A 20,616-nucleotide genomic window follows, 5' to 3' on the forward strand; every position below is an offset into this window, starting at 1 on the left:
TCCTGTCCCTGGAGCCCGCGCCGTTGCGTCCCGTTCGTCTCGCCGCCCTGATCCTCGCCTGCGCCCCGGTCCTCGCCCATGCGCAGGCGGGCCCCCAGCCCACCGGTACCTGGCTCACCCCCTCCGGTGATTCGCAGATCCGCATCAGCCGCTGCGGCGCGGCCTATTGCGGCACGGTCGCCAAGGTGCTCGCCGGCGAGACCAAGGACGTCCACAACCCCGACGCCGCCTTGCGCGGCCGCAGCCTCGTCGGCGTCGCGCTCACCCGCGACATGCACCCGGCCGGCGAGGGCTGGGAAGGCTCGCTGTACAATTTTCGCGACGGCCGGACCTATTCGGGCAAGCTCGCCATGAAGGGGCCGAACGTGCTGGAACTGTCGGGCTGCGTGCTGGGCGGGCTGATCTGCAAGAAGCAGATGTGGACGCGGGTGGATTGAGGCGGGATCTTCCGATCTGCTTCGAAGGGCGCGCGCATAAGCCCTCCCCCGCAGAGGGGGGTGCTTATGCTCGGCGTCCGGCGCGTCCTTCCTTATCAGTTCCAGGGGTGTATGGCTCGCCTCTGAGACAGGCTCCTCACAGGACCGGCGGCCCCGCCCGCCCCGCCACCCGGATCTGCCACAGGCAGAGCAGCGGCGTAACCACCAGCTCCATGCCGAGCGCCGCCAGCATGGTGAGCGAGGGCACCCCGGTCAGCCACAGGCCGAGGAGCCGGGCGAGGCCGCCGAGCACGACCACCATCGTCAGGAAGCGAAACAGCGACGTCTTGGTCTCGATCGCGGGAAGCGTCGACCAGAACAGGAGGCCGATGCCGAGGAGCAGGCCCGACAGGTAGCGGAAATGGCTGTCGGTCGAGATGTCGGACACTCCCCCGCCGAGGCCGGCCTGGCCGAACAGCACGCCGTAGAGCCCGCCCGCCACCGGCACGATTCCCGCCACCGCCACCACGCGCTGAAGCGCCCGCCGCTCCGTGTCGACTGTCATGCTCACGGCCTCGCTGCTCCCCCGACAATCCGCCAAGGAGCACAGGGTTCATGGGCTCCCGCGTTTCACCAGTGATGCAGCACTACCGCGTCGGCCAGGCAGGCCGGCTTCTCGGCCCCCTCGATCTCCACCGTCACGCGATAGGTGGTGCGCAGGCCCCGCGGCGGCACGTCGAGGGCGCTCGCCACCTGGACGCGCCCGCGCAGGCGGGCATTGACCACCACCGGTGCCGGGAAGCGCACCCGATCGAGGCCGTAATTCAGGCTGAGGCGCAGGCCTTCGAGGCGGCGCACCCCGGCGATGAAGCGCGGCACCAGCGACAGGGTGAGATAGCCGTGCGCCACCGTGGCGCCGTAGGGCGATTCGCGCGCCGCCCGCTCGGGGTCGACGTGGATCCACTGGTGGTCGTCCGTCGCCTCGGCGAAGCGGTCGATCATCGCCTGGTCGACGGTGATCCATTCACCCACCCCGATCTCCTGCCCGATCGCCGCCTTCAGGGCCTCCGGCCCGTCGAAGATCTCCATGCGGTCTCCTCCCGTCTCGGCGCATTTTAGGCCGCGAGGGCACGCCCGGCCACGCTCGTTGGAGGATCGACGCCCAGGCCATCGAGATTCTGCCATCGATACTCCGCCAGAGTGTTCTACTTAGAGGGGGAGAGTATCGGTCGTCAGGAGTGCGTGCGGTGGGCCAGAAGAGCGTGCGGGTCGCGATCGCGGGCGTCGGCAACTGCGCCTGCTCGTTCGTGCAGGGACTCACCTATTACCGGGAGGCCGGCCCCGGCGACGCGGTGCCGGGCCTGATGAGCCCCGATCTCGGCGGCTACCGGGTGGCGGACGTGACGGTGGTGGCGGCCTTCGACGTCGCGAAGGCCAAGGTCGGCCGCGACCTCGCCGAGGCGATCGGAGCCCCGCCCAACAACACCGCCCGCTTCGCCGACGTGGCGCCGACCGGCGTGATGGTGGAGCGCGGCCCGACCCTCGACGGGCTCGGCCGCTACCTCGAGGCGATCGTGCCGGAATCCCCCGCCCGTCCGGTCGACGTCGCGGCGTCCTTGCGCCGCACGGGCGCCGAGGTGCTGGTCTCCTACCTGCCGGTCGGGTCGCAAGGAGCCACCGAATACTATGCGGAAGCGGCGCTGGCGGCGGGCTGCGCCTTCGTCAACTGCATCCCGGTCTTCATCGCCTCGCATCCCGAATGGCGCCAGCGCTTCGAGGCGGCCGGCCTGCCGCTCATCGGCGACGACATCAAGAGCCAGGTCGGCGCCACCATCGTGCACCGGGCGCTCGCCCACCTCTTCCGCGAGCGCGGGGTCAAGCTGGAGCGGACCTACCAGCTCAATTTCGGCGGCAATGCCGATTTCCGCAACATGCTGGAGCGCGAGCGGCTCGAATCGAAGAAGATCTCGAAGACGCAGTCGGTGCAGAGCCAGCTCGAGACCGCCCTGCCGGCCGACGACATCCATGTCGGGCCGAGCGATTACGTGCCGTGGCTGAGCGACCGCAAATGGGCGCATATCCGGCTCGAGGGCACGGCCTTCGGCGGGGTGCCGCTCAATCTCGAGCTGAAGCTCGAAGTGTGGGATTCGCCGAACTCCGCCGGCATCGTCATCGACGCGGTGCGCTGCGCCGCGCTGGCACGGGAGCGGCGGATCGGCGGCGCGCTGATCGGCCCGTCGAGCTGGCTGATGAAGTCGCCGCCGGAGCAGTTCACCGACGAGGAGGCGCACCGGCGCACCCTGGCCTTCGTGGCGGGGGCGTGAGACCCGCCGCCTGAGCCGGCCGCGGACCGCTTCGGCCAGCTCGCGGAGGAGGCCTACGGCATCAGCCGCAGCGCGTCGGCGAAGAAGTCCGGCCCGCCGAAATTGCCGGATTTCAGCGCCAGCCACATGTCACGGTCGGTGGTGCGCAGGACCGGCACGCCGGCGGCGATCTCGGGACCGACCCGGAAGGCCGGCAGGCCGAGGCGGTCGACCACGGCGCCGGAGGTCTCGCCGCCGGCCACCACCAAGCGGCGCACGCCGTTGGCGACGAGCCCTTCGGCGATCCGCGCCATCGCCGCCTCGATCGTGTGGCCCGCCTGGTCGCGACCGAAGCGGGCCTGGACCGCCGCCACGTCGTCCGGGCCGGCGCTGCTGGCGATCAGCACCGGGCCGTCGCCGATCCGCTCCATCGCCCAGGCCAAAGCCGCCCCGGCCTCGTCCTCGCCGGCCAGCAGCCGTGCCGGATCGAGGCGGCGCACCGGCATCGCGGCCTCGGCCCGGGCGATCTGCCCGAGGGTCGCCTGCGAGCAGCTGCCGGCGAGGCAGGCGGCCGGGCCGCCGATCGGCCCGCCGAGATCGGACTCCGCCGCGGCAGGCGTCACCCGGCCGGTCGACACCAGGGCCCGGGCGAGACCTAAGCCCAGGCCCGAGGCGCCGGTCGAGACCTTGCGGGTCAGGGCCGCCTCACCCAGGACGGTCAGGTCGGGGTCAAGCACGGCATCGGCGATGGCCGCGCCCTTGCCCTCCCGGGCGAGCGCGTCGAGCCGCTCGCTCACGGCCTGCCCGCCCCGCGCCACCGTCGCGAGGTCGATGAGGCCGACCTCCGCCCGGCTCTGGCGGGCGAGCACCCGCACCAGATTGGAATCCCGCATCGGGTTGAGCGGATGGTCCTTCAGCGGGCTCTCGGCGAGCGGCACCGCGCCGACGAAGAGGTGGCCGAGATAGACCGTTCGCGCCGTCTCCGGGAAGGCCGGGGTGACGAGCGCGATCGCCTCGCCGGCATCCGTACGCAGCGCGTCGGTGACCGGGCCGATATTGCCCGCATCGGTCGAATCGAAGGTCGAGCAGACCTTGAACAGCAGGTGGCCGGCGCCGCGGGCGTTCAGCCACGCGGCCGCCTCGCGCGAGCGCGCCACCGCCTCCTCGGCGGGAATCGACCGGCTCTTCAGCGAGACCACCACCGCGTCGACCTCCGGCAGCCGCAGGTCGGCGGCCGGCACCCCGATGGTCTGGACCGTGCGCAGGCCGGCCTTGGTCAGGGTGTTGGCGAGGTCGGAGGCGCCCGTGTAGTCGTCGGCGATGCAGCCCAGCGCCAGGGTCATGCTCGTGCTCCCTTGTAGGCGGTAAACCAGCTTAAGCCCTCGCGCGTGCCGGCCCGCGGGTTGTACTCGCAGCCGACGAAGCCGTCATAGCCGAGGCGGTCGAGCTCAGCGAACAGGAAGGCGTCGTTCATCTCGCCGCTGCCGGGCTCGTGGCGCTCCGGCACGCTCGCGGTCTGGACGTGGCCGACGATCGGCATCAGGGCGCGCAGGCGCATCGTCACGTCGCCGTGCAGGATCTGGCAGTGGTAGAGGTCGAATTGCAGCTTCAGGTTCGGCCGCGCCAGCTCGCGGATCAGGTCTGCGGCGTACCCGAAGTCGTTGAGGAAGTAGCCCGGCATGTTGCGCGCGTTGATCGGCTCGAGGACGAGGTCGAGCCCTTCCCGCTCCAGGCGCTCCGCCGTCCAGGCGACGGCGCGGCGGTAGGATTCCTGCGCCTTGGGGTCGTTCCGGTCGGCCATGCCGGCCATCAGGTGCAGGCGCTTCACGCCGGTGGCGCGCGCGTAGCCGAGGGCCGTCTCGACGCCGCCCTTCAGCTCCTCGAACCGGTCGGGGAGGGCCGCCATGCCGCGCTCGCCGGCGGCCCAGTCGCCCGGGGGCAGGTTGAACAGGGCCTGGGTCAGGCCGTGGCGTTTGAGCCGCTCGCCGATCGCTTCGGGCGGGTGCTCGTACGGGAACAGGAACTCCACCGCGTCGAACCCGGCCTCCGCGGCCTGCGCGAACCGGTCGAGGAACGGGACTTCGGTGAACATCAGGGTCAGGTTCGCGGCGAAGCGCGGCATGAAGGTCCTCCCTCGTCAGCACCGGCGCCCTGCCGGACACGACGCATCCAGAGTCTGGTTGACTGGATTCCGGCCGCTACTCGCACCCTCCGCCTCATCCTGAGGTGTCAGGCCATCGCAGATGGACTGACCGCGAAGGAGGGCTCCAGACGTCTCTGCGATCCCTGGAGCCCTCCTTCGAGGCCCGGCGATCGAAGATCGCATCGATCTCCGATCGCCCGGCACCTCACGATCAGGGCGCGGCTGGGAGGGAGCGGGTCAATCCCGTTTGGCCGGTCTCACCCCGCCCCACCCGGCAGGGCGGTGCCGGTCACCTGCGCGTAGATCCGGGCCACCGAGGCGTCGTCGTCGCGGCCCATGCCGGCGCCGGCGGCCATCAGGAACATCTGGAGCGCGGCCGCCGCCACCGGCACCGGGAATTTCTGGGCGCGGGCCATGTCCTGCACGATGCCGAGATCCTTGACGAAGATGTCGACGGCGCTGCGCGGCGCGTAGTCGCCGTCGAGCACGTGCGGCATCCGGTTCTCGAACATCCAGGAATTGCCGGCCGAGGCCGTGATCACCTCGTAGACGCGCCGGAGATCGAGGCCCTGGCGGGCCGCGAAGGCCATCGCCTCGCTCGCTGCCGCGATGTGCACGCCGGCCAAGAGCTGGTTGATCATCTTGAAGGCGGCGCCCTGGCCGGCGGCGTCGCCGAGTTCGTAGAGCTTGGCCGCCATGGCGTCGAGCGCCGGCTTCGCCCGCGCGAAGGCCTCGCGGCTGCCCGAGGCCAGGATCGTCAGCTCCCCCTGCGCGGCGCGCTGGGCGCCACCGCTGATCGGCGCGTCGAGGTAGTGCCGGCCGGTCGCCTCGAGCCGGGCGGCGAGGCGGCGGGCGATCTCCGGATCCATGGTCGCGCAGGAGACGAACACCGCGCCCGCCGGCATCGCCTCGGCGACGCCGCCGGGCCCGAACAGGACCGTCTCGGTCTGGGCCGCGTTGACGACGACGCAGACAACGATCCCGGCCTCCGTCGCGGCGTCCGCCGGGCTCGCGGCGCCGCGTCCGCCCTCGGCGACGAGGCGCGCCACGGAAGCCGGGTCGACGTCGCTGCCCGCGACGTCGAGGCCGGCCCGGCGCAGGGCCTGCGCCATGCCGTAACCCATGGAACCGAGGCCGATCACCGCGACGCGGGCGGGGGTGTCGCTCATGCCGTTCCTCCTTGCGGGTCGCGTGGGACCCGTGCGGGCCGCACGCGACCCGGTTCTGCTGCGCGATCTGACGCCGCGCCGTCGTCCCGAAGCTCTCGCTCGAACCTCTCTAGCACCGATTTGGCAGCGCTGCCAATCCGGACCATGGATCCGTTGAGCCGGCCGGGGAACCATGACATCGTGGCCGTCCCGCGCGTCGGTGGCAAGGTGCCGGCAGGTAACGGGAGGGCGAATGGACGAAGGCGGCAACGAGGTCTTCGAGGCCGACCGCGAGGTGCCGCGGGACGGTTTCGCCCGGCGCCCGATCACCCTGGCGGACGTCGCCCGCGAGGCGCGGGTCGGCGAGAGCACGGTGTCGCGGGTCCTGCGCAGCCACGGGTCGTTCTCCGAGAAGACCCGGGCCCGGGTCGAGGAGGCGGTGGCCCGCCTCGGCTACGTGCCGAACCGCATCGCCGGGACGCTGGCCTCGACGGGCTCGCGGCTGATCGGCATCGTGATCCCGTCGCTCACCAACATCGTCTTCCCGGACCTCCTGCGCGGCGCCACGATGGCCCTCGAGCAGGAGGGGTTCCAGTCGGTCATCGCCGTCACCGATTACGACCAGGACCGCGAGGAGGCGGTGGTCGGCTCACTGCTGAGCTGGCGCCCAGCCGGGCTGATCGTCACCGGGCTCGAGCACAATTCGGGCACCCGGCGCCGGCTCCTCGCCAGCGGCGTGCGGGTGGCCGAGCTCCTCGACACCGACGGGCCGGGTCTCGACATCGTGGTGGGCTACTCCAACCGCGCCGCCGGCGAGGCGAGCGCTCGCCACCTCGCGGGCCGCGGCTACCGGCGCATCGGCTATATCGGCCACGACCTGACGAAGGACCGGCGCGCCGCCAAGCGCTATGCCGGGTTCCGGGACGGCCTGCGCGCGGCCGGGCTGACGCTCGCCGGCGAGGAGCGGGTCGCGAGCCCGTCCTCGGTCGAGGTCGGCCGGCAGGGCCTCTTCGACCTGCTGGCCCGGGCGCCGGATCTCGACGCCGCCTATTTCTCGAACGACGACATGGCGCTGGGCGGCTACTTCCACTGCCTCGCCCATGGCATCGCGGTGCCGGGGCGTCTGGCACTGTTCGGCTATAACGGCCTCGATGTCGGCCGGCTGATGCCGCAGCCCCTCGCCACGATCCGCACCCCGCGGGTCGAGGCGGGGGCGACGGCGGCGCGGCTCCTCTGCGCCGGCGCACCGGCGACGGTGGTGGATCTCGGCTTCGAGCTGATCGAGGGAGCGACCGCGTGACGGACATCTCCGGGATGAGCGAATCGGCCCTGCGCGAGGCGATCTGCCGCTTCGGGCGCTCGCTGTTCGAGCGCGGCCTGACGCCCGGCTCCTCGGGCAACATCTCGCTGCGGCTCGACGACGGCGGCTGGCTGGTGACGCCGACCAACGCCTCGCTGGGCTTCCTCGATCCGGCCCGCATCTCCCGCCTCGACCGCGACGGGCGGCTCCTCTCCGGCGACAAGCCCACGAAGGAGATCCCGCTCCACGGCGCCCTCTACGACAGCCGAGCCGAGGCGCGGGCGATCGTGCACCTGCACTCGACCCACGCCGTCGCTGTCTCGATGCTGCCGGAGATCGACCCCCGCGCGGTGCTGCCGCCGCTCACCCCCTACAGCCTGATGCGGGCCGGCGCGGTGGCGCTGGTGCCCTACTTCCGCCCCGGCGACCCGGCGGTGGCGGACGCGATCCGGGGGTTGGCCGGGAAATACTCCTCGGTGCTGCTCGCCAATCACGGGCCCGTGGTGGCCGGCGACACCCTCGAGGCGGCGGTGTTCGCCACCGAGGAGCTGGAGGAGACCGCCAGGCTCTACCTGCTCCTGCGCAACCTCAACCCGCGCTACCTGACACCCGCCCAGGTGCGGGACCTGGTGGCGCATTTCGGCCTGACCCTGCCGGAGCACGGGCACGACCATTGAGGGGCAGGCTCACCCCACCGCCACCGGCTGCTTCACCACCGACGGGGTGCGCATCGTCACCAGCTCCTCGCCGGCGGTGGGGTGGACCGCGATGGTGCGGTCGAAATCGGCCTTCTTGGCGCCCATCGTCACCGCGATGCCGACCGCCTGGATGATCTCGCCGGCGTCGTGGCCCAGCACGTGGACGCCGACCACCCGGTCGCTCGCGCGCTCGACGATGATCTTCATCAGGATCCGCTCGTCGCGGCCCGACAGGGTCGCCTTCATCGGCCGGAATCGCGCCTCGTAGACGTCGATCTCGCCGCAGAGGCGGCGGGCCACCTCCTCGCCGTGGCCGACCACGCCGATCTCCGGGGTCGAGAACACCGCGGTCGGGATCAGGCCGTGATCCACCGCCCAGGGCTTTCCCCCGAACACCGTGTCGGCGAAGGCGTGGCCCTCGCGGATCGCGATCGGCGTGAGGGCGGCACGGTTGGTCACGTCGCCGACGGCGTAGATCGAGGGCGCGGCGGTCTGGGAGAAGCGGTCGACGGGAATCGCGCCGGCGGGATCGAGGGCGATGCCGGCCGTCTCCAGCCCGAGCCCCGCGACGTTGGGGCGCCGGCCGGTCGCCACCAGCACCTGGTCGACCAGGATCTCGCTGCCGTCGTTCAGCGTGGCGCAGATCCCGCCGTCGCGCCGGTCGAGGCGGTGGACGGTGGCATTGAGGCGCAGGTCCATGCGCTTCGCATAGGCCTCGCCCAGGGCCTGGCGGATCTCGCCGTCGAACCCGCGCAGCAGCCGGTCGCCCCGGTGCAGCAGGGTGGTGCGGGTGCCGAGGCCCGCGAACACGCCCGCGAACTCGACCGCGATGTAGCCGCCGCCGACCACCAGGATCCGCTCCGGCTGGGTCTCGAGCTCGAACACCTCGTTGGACGTGATGGCGAGCTCGGCGCCCGGGATCAGCGGCTCCTTAACCGGATGGGCGCCGACCGCGACCAGGATGTGGCGGGCCCGCACCAGGGCGCCGGACCGCTGGAGCCGCACCGCATGCGGCCCCTCGATCACCGCCCGCTCGGCCACGACCTCGACGCCGGCCCGCATCAGGTTGGTGGCGTAGATGCCCTCGAGCCGGGTCACCTCGGCGTCGCGCCGGTGCTTCAGCGTCGCCCAGTCGAAGCGCGGGGTGCCGACCTCCCAGCCGAAGCCGGCGGCATCCTCGAACTCGTCGCTGAACCGCCCGGCATAGACCATCAGCTTCTTGGGCACGCAGCCGCGGATCACGCAGGTGCCGCCGACCCGGTATTCCTCGGCGAGCTGCACCTTGGCGCCGTAGCCGGCGGCGATGCGGGCCGCCCGCACCCCGCCGGAGCCGCCGCCGATCACGAACAGATCCACATCGAACCCTTGCTCGCCGAAAACCTCGTGCCGCGTGTCGGTCATGGCGCTCACCGCTCGTCCGTTGGATCTTCGACGTGATAGGGCAGGGCGCGCAGCCAGGCGATGGCCGCGCCGACGCCGGCGGTCCACCAGGCCTGCCAGGCGCCGTGCTCGACGAAGGCAACGATCCCGGCCGACGCCAGGAGTGCCAGGCCCGCCTGCCGCGCCGCTGCCGGCCAGGTCCCGAGCGCCCGCAAGGTCAGGGCCATCACCAGGGCGGCGAGGGCCGCGCCGACGATTCCGAGCTCGGCCCAGACCTGCAGGAAGCTGTTATGCGGGTGCCCGACCGCCAGCATGAAGCGCATCTCGGGCTCGAGCCGCTGGGCCACCGGCGCGTCCTGGAAGCGCCCGCTGGTGCCGTACCCGGCGCCGCGCCAGGGATCGGCGGCCACCGCCGCCCCGAAGCTGCGGGCGATGGCGACCCGGGCCCGGGTGCTGCTGCCGGCAAGCCGCTGGTGCAGGGCCTCCGGCATGGTGCGGGCCAGAAGGTCGCCTTCGACCGGGGCGAGGACGAGGGCGCCGAGCAGCGCCGCCCCGGCGAGGCCGAGCCCGGCCCGGGGCGGCAGCCAGCGCACGGCGCCGTAGGTGAGGGCGCCGGTGGCGAGCCCCAGCACCGTCGCGCCGCTGACCGAGCGCCAGGCGGCGACCGCGCAGGCCGCCGCCGCGAGCGCCGCGAGGCCGCGCCGGCCGCTCGCCGCAAGGCAGGCCGCCAGCGGGAACACCACGAGCATCATGGTCAGGAGCGGCCGGTTGAACGCGAAGGCGGCGACGCGCTGGCCGAGCGCCTCGCGAATCACCAGGCCGGAGGCGAGGTCCGCCACCACGTAGAGGCAGGTTCCGGCGAGGATCCAGGCCGCCGGCCCGGCGACGCGGGCGAGGTGCGGCGGCGCGAGGCGCGCCACCAGGTAGGCGCCGGCGAGGGCCGGCAGGAATTCCGAGAGGGTGCGCAGCGACAGGCCCGGCAGCGGGCTCCAGGTGAGGCTCACGGCGCACCAGGCCAGGAACGCGAGGGCGGCGAGGCCCGCCGGGGTCGCCAGCGGCGAGAGCAGCAGCGCCCGCAGGGGCCGGCCCGCCGCCGCGGCGCCGGCGAGGAGCAGGAGCCCGGCGAGGCCGACCACGACCGGGCTCGAGCGGTTCGCCGCCGCCATGCAGGCCGGCAGCGCCGCGATCACGACGGCGCCGAGACGATCGAGCGTCGCGGCCGTCCCGCGCGCGGCCCCATGTCCGGTCCCATCTCCGGCCCCATGTCCGGCCTCTTGCGCGGCCCCTTGCTCCGTCCGTGCGGTCACTGCAGCTGGTGGCCGCGCTTGCCCATCTCGGCCCGCACCCGGACCATCATGTATTCCGAGACTTCCTGGGTCCAGGTCTGCATCGCCTGCACCATCTCGTCGAGCACCTGGGGCTGGGTCTCGACGTAGCGCTTGCCGGAGGGCGAGCGGAAGAAGGTGGCGATTTCGCGCAGCTCCGCCTCCGTGAGCTTGGTGGCGTAGATGCGCGAGGCGATGTCGATGATCCGCTGCTTCTGCAGTTCCAGCTCGGGCTGCATCTTGTCGATGACCTCGTTGAGGTCCTTGGTCAGCTCGGGCCGGGTGACCGCCGCCTGCTTGATCTGCTCGCCGAAGGCCGGGAGGATCGAGTCGAAGGAGCGCGCGATGCCCGAGGAGAGCATCACTTCCTTGGCCAGCGCGAGGTGGCTCGGCGTGATCGTTCCGGGCTGCGGCGCGGCGGGGGCGGGGGCGGGGGCGGCCGGGGCCGCGGGCGCCGCCTTCTGCTGGGCGAGCGCCGGGCTGCACAGGGTCGCGGCGAGGAGGCCCGCCAGAAGCACACGGGAACGGCGCGGGGACATCGGTTTCTCTCCGGGAAGGCGGCGCCCGCAAGGGGAGGGCCGTCGTGATGGGGAAGGCGGGCGGGGGTCAGGCCGCCCCGAGGGTGACGATGCGGGGCTGGCCGTCGGCCGCCTCCGCCACGACCGCGCCGGTGGCCAGCCCGATGAATAGGCCGTGCTCGACCACGCCCGGCACGGCGACGAGGGCGCGGGCCAGCGCCTCCGGGTCGGGGATGCGGCCGAGCCCCGCATCGAGGATCAGGTGGCCGCCATCGGTGAGGAAGGGCGCGCCGTCGGGCCCGCGGCGCAGAGCGAGGGGCCCGGCGGCGCCCGCCGACCGGATCGCCGCCGCGACCGCCCGGGTGGTGGCGCCGAGGCCGAAGGGCACGACCTCGATCGGCAGGGGGAAGCGCCCCAGCGTCTCGACGCGCTTGGCGCCGTCGACGATCACCACCATGCGCCGGCTCGCCGCCGCCACGATCTTCTCCCGCAGGAGCGCGCCGCCGCCGCCCTTGATCAGGCGCAGCTCCGGGTCGATCTCGTCGGCGCCGTCGACCGTGAGGTCGAGCTCCGGGGTGTCGTCGAGGGTGGTGAGCGGGATGCCGGCGGCCTCGGCGGCCCGCCGCGTCGCCTCGGAGGTCGGCACGCCGACGACCGAGAGCCCGGCCCGCACCCGCTCGCCGAGGAGTTCCACGAACAGGGTCGCGGTCGAGCCGGTGCCGAGGCCGAGGCGCATGCCGTCCTCGACGAGGCCGACCGCCCGGGCGGCGGCGGCGCGCTTGAGTTCGGCGGGGCTCAACCTCGGCCTCCGCGGCTGCGGCGAAGGCGGCGGGTGGGCTGACGGGGAATCAGCATGGGATCTCGGCGCGGTTCGTCTCTCGGATCCGTCCCGGGGCCGGCCGCGCGGGCGAGCTTCGGGCGGGAGGGGCGTCCGGACCGGCGGCCCCGTTGATCGAGAGGCCCCGTAGCACGCGGTTCGAGGAGGCGGAAGCGGCCTTGGAACCGCCCGCGACGGCGCGGCGTCACGAGGTCGTGGTCGGGCAACCCGGGGATGGGCGATCCCGCGGATCTCAGGGCTTGCCCGCCCCCGCCCGGCCCACCTCGCTGCCGGCATTGCCCTGCGGCGTGCAGACGACGGCGTCGTCGAGCACGTAGCAGATGCTCATCGCGCCGGTGCGCTGGTTGACCCGGAACACGCCGGCCTCGCGCACATGGCGCGAGGCGACCAGGCTGTACTCGGACGGGGCCTGCGGCCCCGCGCCCTCGCCGGGGCCGAAGCACAGGGTGGTGCCGATCGTGTTCTCCTGCAGGCCGTACTGGCACGAGATGACCTCGCCGGTCGCCTTGTCGACCCGGTAGACCCGGTTGAGGTCGGCCTGCGGCGCCGGCACGAACTCGTAGGACGCCGCCTGCGCCGCATCAGCCATGCCCGCCGCGATCAGAAGGCCCGCCCCGACCCCGACCGCCCGGACCCGATATCCCGCTCTCCCGCCCATGGCGCGACGCTCCTCGAAACCACCTCGACGACGGGCCGCGCGCGCGGCGCCGGGCCTGGATCGCCTTCGATCCCACGGTATAGCGCAGGCCGCCTTGCGCCGGGCTTGTTCGGTCGGGCTTCTTCGGCCGGGATCGGCACTCGCGCGGTGGAAGCGGGTGTGCGACGCCCCGGGTTCCGCCCCGCATGGAGGGGCTGTATGGGAGCCTCGTCACCTTTCCGCCAGCCAGCGAGACCCCATGCCCGCAGCCACGCCCCCCGATGCCCGGCCGCCGATCGTCGTGTTCGATCTCGACGGCACCCTGGCGGAGACTGCGGGCGACCTCATCGGCACCCTGAACGTGATCCTGGAGCGGGAGGGCCTGCCGCCGGTCGCTGTGGCGCAGGCGCGCGAGCTGATCGGCGCCGGCGCGCGGGCGCTGATCCAGCGCGGCTTCGCGGCGGGCGGGCGCGAGCTGACGCCCGGCCGGCTCGACGAGCTCTTCCGGGTCTTCCTCGCCCATTACGGCCAGCACCTCTGCGACGTCTCGCACCTCTTTCCCGGCGTCGAGGCCGCCCTCGACCGGCTGGAGGCCGCGGGCTACCGGCTCGCGGTCTGCACCAACAAGCCGGAGGATCACTCGGTCCGGCTCCTCGACCTGCTCGGCGTCGGCTCGCGCTTCGCGGCGATCTGCGGCCGGGACACCTTCCCGTACTTCAAGCCCGATCCGCGCCACCTCACCGAGACGATCGACCGCGCCGGCGGCGACCCCGCCCGGGCCGTGATGGTGGGCGATTCCCGCACCGACGTCGCCACCGCCAAGGCGGCCGGCATCCCGGTGGTGGCGGTGCCCTTCGGCTACACCGACGTGCCGGTGGAGGCGCTGGAGCCCGACCTGGTGATCCAGCATTTCGACGCGCTCTTCGATGCGGTGCAGCGGCTCTCTCCCGCTCACGCGTCGTCCGTCACGGGCGAATCGAAACGGCCGGTGCAGAGCCTGAGCTGAGCGGCTCCCTCGGCATCCTGCCGCCGGCCGTCACCGTCACAGGCCGGTGCCGAACCCGCGACCACACCGGCGCGTGATGCCGAGAACGAGAGCCCCGGCAAGCTCCCTCCATGCCGTTCCGCTCAGTACTCGCCCGGCGCCGTCCCGGCCGTCACCAGCGCCACGCCCGAGCTGGTGCCGAGCCGCGTCGCCCCCGCGGCGATCATCGCGCGGGCGGCCTCGAGGGTGCGCACGCCGCCCGAGGCCTTGACCCCGAGGGTGTCGCCGACGCTCGCGCGCATCAGGGCCACGTCCCCGAGGGTGGCCCCGCCGGTCGAGAAGCCGGTCGAGGTCTTGACGAAGTCGGCCCCGGCCTCCGCCGCGAGGGTGCAGGCGAGGCGCTTCTGCGCGTCGTCGAGCAGGCAGGTCTCGATGATGACCTTCAGCACCCGGTCGCGGCAGGCGGCCCGCACCGCCGCGATGTCGTCCCGCACGGCGTCGTGCCGGCCCTCCTTCAGGGCGCCGAGCGCGATCACCATGTCGATCTCCGCCGCGCCCCGGCTCACCGCGCCGGCGGCCTCCGCGGCCTTGTCCTGGGGCGTGACCGCGCCCAGCGGAAAGCCGACGACCGAGCAGGCGGCGACGCCGCTGCCGGCCAGGATCTCCGCCGCCGGCCCGACATGGACCGGGTTGACGCAGACCGCCTTGAAGCGGTGCTCCAGCGCCTCCTCGCAGAGGCGCCGCACCTCGGCCGCGGTCGCGTCGGCCCGCAGGAGCGTGTGATCGATCAGGCCGGCGAGGCCGGCGGCCGAGGACGCGTCCAAGGCGACATCTCCCTTCGGGGGCGGCCCGGCCTGATGCCGGGCGGCCGCCGGGGGAGATCCCATCGCGGCGCGCAGGCCGTCAAGCCGCCCGGGTCAGCGCCCGCCGGCCCCCCGGATCGCCGCCACGACCCGCTCGACGACAGCCACGCCCGGGGGCGTGAAGGTGATCTCGTCGTCGCTCAAGGTCGCGAGGCCGCGCCGCTCCACCTCGGCGACGCCGTCCGGGTCGGCGCGGTGGCCGCTGCCGTCCCGGCGCACCACGGACGCGATCGGCTGGCCGCTGATCAGGTGGTGATAGGCCGCGAAGGCGAAGATCGACAGGGCGCGGTCGGAGAGGTCGGGGGTCTCGGCTGCCATCGGGTCGGGCCTCGGGCGGGAGGGGCGGCCCGCCGGGTGCGGGCGCATGCCGGGCCCCAACGCCCCGGGTCCCGGAAGGTGCCGCACACCCGGGTGGAGCATGGCGCCGCGGGCTCGCCGAAGCACCCCGGCTGCGGCGTGCGCCCGGCGATCCTGCCCGGGACGCGAGAAAATCGCAGGCGGCCTGAAACTTTCCCGTCCGGCCTTCCGTACCGGCCCCCGACCCCGACGAGAGCGGGGCCGACACGAGAGACGGGACGACACCCCATGACGATCCGGACCCATGCCCGCACCCTGGTCCTCGCCCTCGCCCTGGCGGCGGCCGGAGGCAGCGCCCAGGCCAAGAACCCGATGGTCGGCGGCGCGCCGATGTACGCCTCGAAGTCGATCGTCGAGAACGCGGTCAACTCGAAGGACCACACCACCCTGGTCGCCGCCGTGAAGGCCGCCGGCCTCGTCGACACCCTGGCGGGCCCGGGGCCCTTCACGGTGTTCGCGCCCACCAACGCCGCCTTCGCCAAGCTGCCGGCCGGCACGGTGGAGTCGCTGGTCCAGCCGCAGAACAAGCCGACGCTCACGAAGATCCTGACCTACCACGTCGTGCCCGGCACCTACACCGCCCGGGACCTGATGGGGCTGGTCAAGAAGGGCGGCGGCCAGGCTGACCTGAAGACCGCCGCGGGCGAGACCCTGACGGTGATGCAGAAGGGCAAGCGGCTGTTCGTGGCCGACGACAAGGGCAACACCGCCCGGGTGACGATCGGCAACGTCATGCAGTCGAACGGCGTGATCCACGTCATCGACACCGTGCTGATGCCCTGAGCCCCCGTCAGCCGGGCGGGAGGCCCGCCCGGCCGCCGCGCCTCGCGCCGCCGTCGCGTGAACCTTGGCCGTCACAAACCGTTACGGAAGTTGACTGGCCGGCGCGCCGGCCGGTCCGGTAGAACGGCATCACAGCGTGGCGGGTGCGGCGCGGCAGGATTCCTGCCGCTGCTCCCCGCGGAATGGCCGGGGCGTCCCGCATCGGGACGCTCCGCGAGCGAATGGCGAGGCGGTGAGCATGTGCGGGATCGTTGGAATCGTCGGCCGGAATGCCGTGGCGGGACAGGTGGTCGACGCCCTGCGCCGGCTGGAGTACCGGGGCTACGACTCGGCCGGCATCGCCACCCTGGAATCCGGGCGGCTGGAGCGGCGGCGCGCCGAGGGCAAGCTGTCGAACCTCCAGCTCAAGCTGCTGCAGAACCCGCTCGCCGGCGCGATCGGCATCGGCCACACCCGCTGGGCGACGCATGGCCGTCCGAACGAGACCAACGCCCACCCGCACGCCACCGAGCGCCTGGCAGTGGTTCATAACGGGATCATCGAGAACTTCCGCGAGCTGAAGGCGGAGCTGTCCGCCGAGGGCTGCGTCTTCGAGACCGAGACCGACACCGAGGTGGTGGCCCAGCTCGTCAGCCACCTGATGCGCAAGGGCCTCGGGCCGGTCTCGGCCGTCGAGGCGGCGCTGCCGCGCCTGCGCGGCGCCTTCGCCCTCGCCTTCCTGTTCGCCGGCGAGGAGGATTTTCTGATCGGCGCCCGCCACGGCGCCCCGCTCGCGGTCGGCTTCGGCGACGGCGAGACCTATCTCGGCTCGGACGCCCTGGCGCTTGCCCCCTTCACCGACGAGATCACCTATCTCGACGAGGGCGACTGGACCATCCTGACCCGCGACGGCGCCGAGATCCGCGACGTCGCCGGCAACGTCGTCGCCCGCCCGCGCCAGAAGATCGCCACGCAGGCCTTCCTGGTCGACAAGGGCAATTACCGCCACTTCATGGCGAAGGAGATCTACGAGCAACCCGAGGTGGTGGGCCGCACCTTCGCCCACTACGTCGATCTCGCCGCCGGCCGGGTCGCCCTGCCGGAGGCCTTGCCCTTCGACTTCGCCACGCTCAACCGGATCTCGATCACCGCCTGCGGCACCGCCTACTATGCCGGCCTCGTCGCCAAGTACTGGTTCGAGACGCTGGCCCGGCTCCCGGTCGAGATCGACGTCGCCTCCGAGACCCGCTACCGCGAGCCGCCGCTGGAGAAGGGCGGGCTGACGCTGGTGATCTCGCAATCGGGCGAGACCGCCGACACCCTGGCCTCGCTGCGCTACGCGAAATCGCAAGGGCAGCACACGCTCGCGGTGGTCAACGTGCCGACCTCGACCATTGCCCGGGAGGCGAGCGCGGTGGTGCCGACCCTCGCCGGCCCCGAGATCGGCGTCGCCTCCACCAAGGCGTTCTCGTGCCAGCTCACGGTGCTGCTCTGCCTGGCGCTGGCGGCGGGCCGGGCGCGCGGCACCCTCGTCGAGGCCGAGGAGAAGCGCCTCGTCGATGCGGTGATCAAGGTGCCGGGCCTGATGGCCGAGGCGCTCAAGCGCGAGGACGAGATCGAGGTCCTGGCCCGCGAGATCGCCAAGGCCCGCGACGTCCTCTATCTCGGCCGCGGCACCGCCTACCCGATGGCCCTCGAGGGCGCGCTGAAGCTGAAGGAGATCTCCTACATCCACGCCGAGGGCTACGCCGCCGGCGAGCTGAAGCACGGGCCGATCGCGCTCATCGACGACGCCGTGCCGGTGATCGTGATCGCGCCCCACGACGCCACCTTCGAGAAGACCGTCTCGAACATGCAGGAGGTGGCGGCCCGCGGCGGCAAGATCGTGCTGATCGGGGATGCAAGCGGCGCCGACGCCGCCGGCCTCGACACGATGGCCACCCTGATGATGCCGGACCTCGATCCGGTCGTCGCCCCGATCGTCTACGCGGTGCCGGTGCAACTGCTCGCCTACCACACCGCCGTGGTGCTCGGGAAAGACGTCGACCAACCGCGCAACCTGGCGAAGTCCGTCACCGTGGAGTGAGGGAGATCGCCGGCGTCGCGCCGTCGCGTCGCTATGACGATGTCCTTGCAACCGGCGATGCGATCGACGCGTCGCCGGTTCTTTCATTCTCGCGATCGATAAGAAGAAGCATCGACATCGATCGCGCCGCTCCATCATCAATGCGATCTATAATATTCAAATAATTTCGCGATATTACGAAATTCAATAACTATAATCATCTCGGCTATCGTGCTGACATTCGCTGTCTCGACAGTCGATGTCACCTTTTCATCGAAGGAAAACAGTTTTGCGTATTCAATAAGGAAACATGATGGCTGTTGCTCATTCACATCGATCTGCTGCTTCCCTTAAGGAAAGAGGGCGTTAACGTCGGGTTGTCACACTTGTGGTGACACTGATCGGCGATCCATGACGACACTTCTCTCCCAGGCTGATGTTCTGGCAGCGGGCAAGGACGGTGCCGGTGTCCTGCTGGTTCCGAAGTTCGCGTTCCCGAGCTGATGGTGGCCTCCGTGATCGAGAGCGAGACGGCGCGCACGAGTCTGATCCGGGTCGTCTACGGCCTGAACTGGCTGCTCCAGGAGTTCACCTCGCAGGCCAACGCGGACAAGCCGGCGGTCATCAACCTCTCTCTCGGGTTCCCATCGACCGGCGTGCCGGATATCCCGCCGAGCGAGTACAGGCGACGCCTGCGCGCCATGGAAGCGGTGCTGCAGACGCTCGTTCAGGCCAACGTCCTTCCGATCGTGGCGATCGGAAACGACGGACCGGGACGCTTCGGCTATCCCGGCGGCTTCTCGGATGCTCTCGGCGTCGGTGCCGTGGACCACAATGGCCTCGTCGCACCGTTTTCCGGCAGCCGCACCTCGCCAAGAACGCGAAAGCCTGACATCTACGGTTACGGCGTGGGCATCTATTCGAGCCTCGAACGCGACATGGCGAACCGATCATTCTACGGCCCCCTCGACGGCACCAGCATGGCGGCGCCCTTCGTGGCGGGCATCGCCGCGCTCTACCTGTGTCGTTCTCCCACATTGTCCGCTGCGGCTCTGCGGGCGATGCTTCTGGCCAACGCGCAGACGGTCAGGAGCGGCCGGCGCTCCGTTCAGATCGCGCGGTACGTGTGATGACGACGGCTCGCCGCAGATCCAATCCGCCGCTGCAACCCGTCGGCCTTCCCGGTTCCAAGCCGGGCCGCGCAGACATGCATCACTACACGGTCGTCTTCAAAGGCAGTGCCGCCAAGGAGAACACCGGCAAGGAGGCCGCGGGACGCGCGGCTTTCGTCAACGAACGCGTGCGCAAGACCGCGAACGACCTGGAATCTCTTCGGGCCCTCGTGACCCGCGAACACCTGCAAGGCGAGCTGGGCGGCTTCGGCGAGCCGACCGCGTTCGGCATGGTCGAGCTTGTCGCCACGCCCCGTCTTGCCGCGCGCATCGAGCGGGCCGCCAGGGTCAAGGCCGTTATCGCGGAGTGAGGCGCGGCAGCGGTGCGTGCGAATTCCTGGGATCCGGCCGTTCTCATTTAGTCGGGATTAACCAAAATCCGCCTCAATACGATGGCTTAAGGTTGATCCTTTCCTAAACGGCCGACTTCACCGGTCCGTCGGGTGCGTTCGTGCGCCCGCGGCCGGCTGGGCAAGTCCGTGCGGGACAAGCCATCGAGTACAGGCCGCATGGATCTCGTCGCGTATTCGTCGGGTCGCTTCGCCCCGGGCTCCGTCCGTCGCCGCCGCCGCAACCGGCGGATCCTCGGCCTCACCGTCGTGCTGGCCGGAATCGGGATTGCGGCCGGGCTGATGCCGGGGGAAACGAACCCTCAAATGATTGCGGCGCTGGCGCCCGCAGCGCCGGCCCGCCAGGCCGACGCGCCTTTCGCCGGGGTGAACCCGGCCGAGCTCAGCTGGATGCTGGCGCCGCTCCCGACTCTCGGGCGCGACGCCCCGGGCTTCACCCGGGACGCCCCGGCCGCGGCAGGGCAGCTTCTCGCCGCCTTGATCGCCCCCCCGCCGCCCGAGGCGCCCCGCCTCGCCGAGGCCCCGCCGGTGACCGTCGAGCCGCCCGCAGCGCCGCCGCCCGCACCCGGCCCAGTCGCCGCTGCGCCTCTCGCGGCCGTGCCTCTGCCGGTGCCGCGCCCGCCCGAGCTGCGCGGTCCGCCGGCCCCGTCCCAGACCCTGCTGGCGACACGCCTGCCGCGGCGCTCGGGCCAGCAGGCCCTGGCCTCGACCCAGAGCGTGTTCAAGGCCGCGCTGCCGGAGGAGCCGTCGCTGCTCGAGCGGATCTTCGGGGGAGGGGGCGGGAGCGCGCCGACCCAGACCCTTGCCTACGCGGCACCCGGCAACCTCGATGCCCGCCCGCGCCTCAGCGCCGGCCCCGGCGTCGCGATCTACGACATCAGCGCCCGCACCGTGACGCTGCCGGGCGGCGAGACGCTGGAGGCCCATTCGGGCCTCGGGCCGCATATGGACGATCCCCGCAACGTCCACCTGAAGATGCGCGGCGCGACGCCGCCGGGCACCTACGACCTCACCGAGCGCGAGGCGCTGTTCCACGGCGTGCGCGCCATCCGGCTCAACCCGGTCGGCGGCAGCGGCGCGGTCCACAACCGGGTCGGCCTGCTGGCCCATACCTACATGCTCGGGCCGAGCGGCGCCTCGAACGGCTGCGTCTCGTTCCGGAACTACGACCGCTTCCTGCAGGCCTTCCTGCGCGGCGAGGTGCGCCGCCTCGTGGTGGTGCCGGGCCGCGGCGGCAGCGACCTCCCGCTGATCGGCCGGGGCGGCCCTGCGGACCGCGCCACCCGCGGCTGACGCGGGACAAGGACGGTCGTCTCCGGGAGGGCGAGCCCTCCCGGAGCGCTGTTAGGCGGAAAC

The 20,616-nt window shown here is 72.2% G+C and carries 22 protein-coding genes; 10 read left to right on the top strand and 12 right to left on the bottom strand.

Going from position 1 to position 20,616, the window contains the following annotated elements; translation table 11 throughout:
• Window positions 1–23 precede the first annotated feature (23 nt).
• Entirely contained in the window at window positions 24–437 is a 414-nt protein-coding gene (locus EU555_RS14215; protein WP_245524298.1) for a DUF2147 domain-containing protein, read from the top strand.
• A 136-nt stretch (window positions 438–573) separates the two neighbouring features.
• On the opposite strand, the gene EU555_RS14220 is transcribed toward EU555_RS14215, so the two are convergent.
• Together EU555_RS14220 and EU555_RS14225 are read right to left on the bottom strand one after the other, a co-directional pair.
• Window positions 574–981, bottom strand: a complete 408-nt coding sequence (locus tag EU555_RS14220) for a DUF4345 domain-containing protein (protein ID WP_135415292.1) — start codon at window positions 979–981, stop codon at window positions 574–576.
• 65 nt (window positions 982–1,046) lie between these two features.
• A complete protein-coding gene (locus EU555_RS14225; RefSeq protein ID WP_135415293.1) occupies window positions 1,047–1,505 on the bottom strand; it encodes a MaoC family dehydratase in 459 nt (152 codons plus the stop codon).
• Between the two features lie 158 nt (window positions 1,506–1,663).
• On the opposite strand from EU555_RS14225, the gene EU555_RS14230 reads away from it, so the two are divergent.
• On the top strand, window positions 1,664–2,740 hold the full coding sequence (locus EU555_RS14230) for an inositol-3-phosphate synthase (RefSeq protein WP_135415294.1): 1,077 nt from the start codon (window positions 1,664–1,666) through the stop codon (window positions 2,738–2,740).
• A gap of 53 nt (window positions 2,741–2,793) precedes the next feature.
• On the opposite strand, the gene otnK is transcribed toward EU555_RS14230, so the two are convergent.
• The 3 genes from otnK to ltnD all read right to left on the bottom strand — a co-directional run bounded on the left by otnK (window position 2,794) and on the right by ltnD (window position 6,031).
• Entirely contained in the window at window positions 2,794–4,062 is a 1,269-nt protein-coding gene (gene otnK / locus EU555_RS14235) for a 3-oxo-tetronate kinase (RefSeq protein ID WP_135415295.1), read from the bottom strand.
• Window positions 4,059–4,841: a 2-oxo-tetronate isomerase gene (gene otnI / locus EU555_RS14240; protein WP_135415296.1), complete on the bottom strand. Its 783-nt coding sequence runs from the start codon at window positions 4,839–4,841 to the stop codon at window positions 4,059–4,061. The genes otnK and otnI overlap by 4 nt, the downstream gene beginning before the upstream one ends.
• Before the next feature lie 278 nt (window positions 4,842–5,119).
• Window positions 5,120–6,031: an L-threonate dehydrogenase gene (gene ltnD, locus EU555_RS14245; protein ID WP_135415297.1), complete on the bottom strand. Its 912-nt coding sequence runs from the start codon at window positions 6,029–6,031 to the stop codon at window positions 5,120–5,122.
• A 232-nt stretch (window positions 6,032–6,263) separates the two neighbouring features.
• Between ltnD and EU555_RS14250 the strand changes: the two genes are divergently transcribed.
• Together EU555_RS14250 and otnC are read left to right on the top strand one after the other, a co-directional pair.
• Complete coding sequence (locus EU555_RS14250; protein WP_135415298.1) at window positions 6,264–7,310, top strand: LacI family DNA-binding transcriptional regulator; 1,047 nt, start codon at window positions 6,264–6,266, stop codon at window positions 7,308–7,310.
• A 14-nt stretch (window positions 7,311–7,324) separates the two neighbouring features.
• Window positions 7,325–7,987: a 3-oxo-tetronate 4-phosphate decarboxylase gene (otnC, locus tag EU555_RS14255; RefSeq protein ID WP_135415365.1), complete on the top strand. Its 663-nt coding sequence runs from the start codon at window positions 7,325–7,327 to the stop codon at window positions 7,985–7,987.
• Window positions 7,988–7,996: 9 nt separating this feature from the next.
• Here the strand turns inward: otnC and gor are convergent, their stop codons facing one another.
• From gor to EU555_RS14280, 5 genes are all read right to left on the bottom strand, one after another.
• Entirely contained in the window at window positions 7,997–9,409 is a 1,413-nt protein-coding gene (gene gor / locus EU555_RS14260) for a glutathione-disulfide reductase (RefSeq protein WP_135415299.1), read from the bottom strand.
• Window positions 9,410–9,414: 5 nt separating this feature from the next.
• Window positions 9,415–10,578 carry an O-antigen ligase family protein gene (locus tag EU555_RS14265; protein WP_342636476.1) on the bottom strand — a complete coding sequence of 388 codons (1,164 nt, stop codon included), beginning with the start codon at window positions 10,576–10,578 and terminating at the stop codon, window positions 9,415–9,417.
• A gap of 113 nt (window positions 10,579–10,691) precedes the next feature.
• Window positions 10,692–11,252 carry a DUF2059 domain-containing protein gene (locus EU555_RS14270; protein ID WP_135415300.1) on the bottom strand — a complete coding sequence of 187 codons (561 nt, stop codon included), beginning with the start codon at window positions 11,250–11,252 and terminating at the stop codon, window positions 10,692–10,694.
• A gap of 67 nt (window positions 11,253–11,319) precedes the next feature.
• Window positions 11,320–12,030, bottom strand: coding sequence for a ribose-5-phosphate isomerase RpiA (gene rpiA, locus EU555_RS14275; protein WP_135415301.1), 711 nt, complete (start codon window positions 12,028–12,030; stop codon window positions 11,320–11,322).
• A gap of 271 nt (window positions 12,031–12,301) precedes the next feature.
• Complete coding sequence (locus EU555_RS14280) at window positions 12,302–12,727, bottom strand: hypothetical protein (protein WP_135415302.1); 426 nt, start codon at window positions 12,725–12,727, stop codon at window positions 12,302–12,304.
• Between the two features lie 238 nt (window positions 12,728–12,965).
• On the opposite strand from EU555_RS14280, the gene gph reads away from it, so the two are divergent.
• On the top strand, window positions 12,966–13,712 hold the full coding sequence (gene gph / locus EU555_RS14285; protein WP_135415303.1) for a phosphoglycolate phosphatase: 747 nt from the start codon (window positions 12,966–12,968) through the stop codon (window positions 13,710–13,712).
• Window positions 13,713–13,834: 122 nt separating this feature from the next.
• On the opposite strand, the gene deoC is transcribed toward gph, so the two are convergent.
• Both deoC and EU555_RS14295 read right to left on the bottom strand, forming a co-directional pair.
• Window positions 13,835–14,515, bottom strand: coding sequence for a deoxyribose-phosphate aldolase (gene deoC, locus EU555_RS14290; RefSeq protein ID WP_245524299.1), 681 nt, complete (start codon window positions 14,513–14,515; stop codon window positions 13,835–13,837).
• 93 nt (window positions 14,516–14,608) lie between these two features.
• Entirely contained in the window at window positions 14,609–14,872 is a 264-nt protein-coding gene (locus tag EU555_RS14295; RefSeq protein ID WP_135415305.1) for a hypothetical protein, read from the bottom strand.
• 267 nt (window positions 14,873–15,139) lie between these two features.
• Here EU555_RS14295 and EU555_RS14300 point away from each other — a divergent pair, with 267 nt between their 5' ends.
• The 5 genes from EU555_RS14300 to EU555_RS14320 all read left to right on the top strand — a co-directional run bounded on the left by EU555_RS14300 (window position 15,140) and on the right by EU555_RS14320 (window position 20,553).
• Window positions 15,140–15,694, top strand: a complete 555-nt coding sequence (locus tag EU555_RS14300) for a fasciclin domain-containing protein (RefSeq protein WP_135415306.1) — start codon at window positions 15,140–15,142, stop codon at window positions 15,692–15,694.
• Window positions 15,695–15,932: 238 nt separating this feature from the next.
• Complete coding sequence (gene glmS, locus EU555_RS14305; RefSeq protein WP_135415307.1) at window positions 15,933–17,759, top strand: glutamine--fructose-6-phosphate transaminase (isomerizing); 1,827 nt, start codon at window positions 15,933–15,935, stop codon at window positions 17,757–17,759.
• Between the two features lie 494 nt (window positions 17,760–18,253).
• Window positions 18,254–18,868 carry a S8 family peptidase gene (locus tag EU555_RS14310; RefSeq protein WP_167858546.1) on the top strand — a complete coding sequence of 205 codons (615 nt, stop codon included), beginning with the start codon at window positions 18,254–18,256 and terminating at the stop codon, window positions 18,866–18,868.
• The gene (locus tag EU555_RS14315) at window positions 18,868–19,221 is read left to right on the top strand and encodes a hypothetical protein (RefSeq protein WP_135415309.1); all 354 of its coding nucleotides are present in this window, start codon (window positions 18,868–18,870) and stop codon (window positions 19,219–19,221) included. The genes EU555_RS14310 and EU555_RS14315 overlap by 1 nt, the downstream gene beginning before the upstream one ends.
• 198 nt (window positions 19,222–19,419) lie before the next feature.
• Complete coding sequence (locus EU555_RS14320) at window positions 19,420–20,553, top strand: DUF2778 domain-containing protein (protein ID WP_135415310.1); 1,134 nt, start codon at window positions 19,420–19,422, stop codon at window positions 20,551–20,553.
• Window positions 20,554–20,616: the final 63 nt, after the last annotated feature.

It is taken from the genome of Methylobacterium nonmethylotrophicum (assembly GCF_004745635.1).
Lineage (GTDB): Bacteria > Pseudomonadota > Alphaproteobacteria > Rhizobiales > Beijerinckiaceae > Methylobacterium > Methylobacterium nonmethylotrophicum.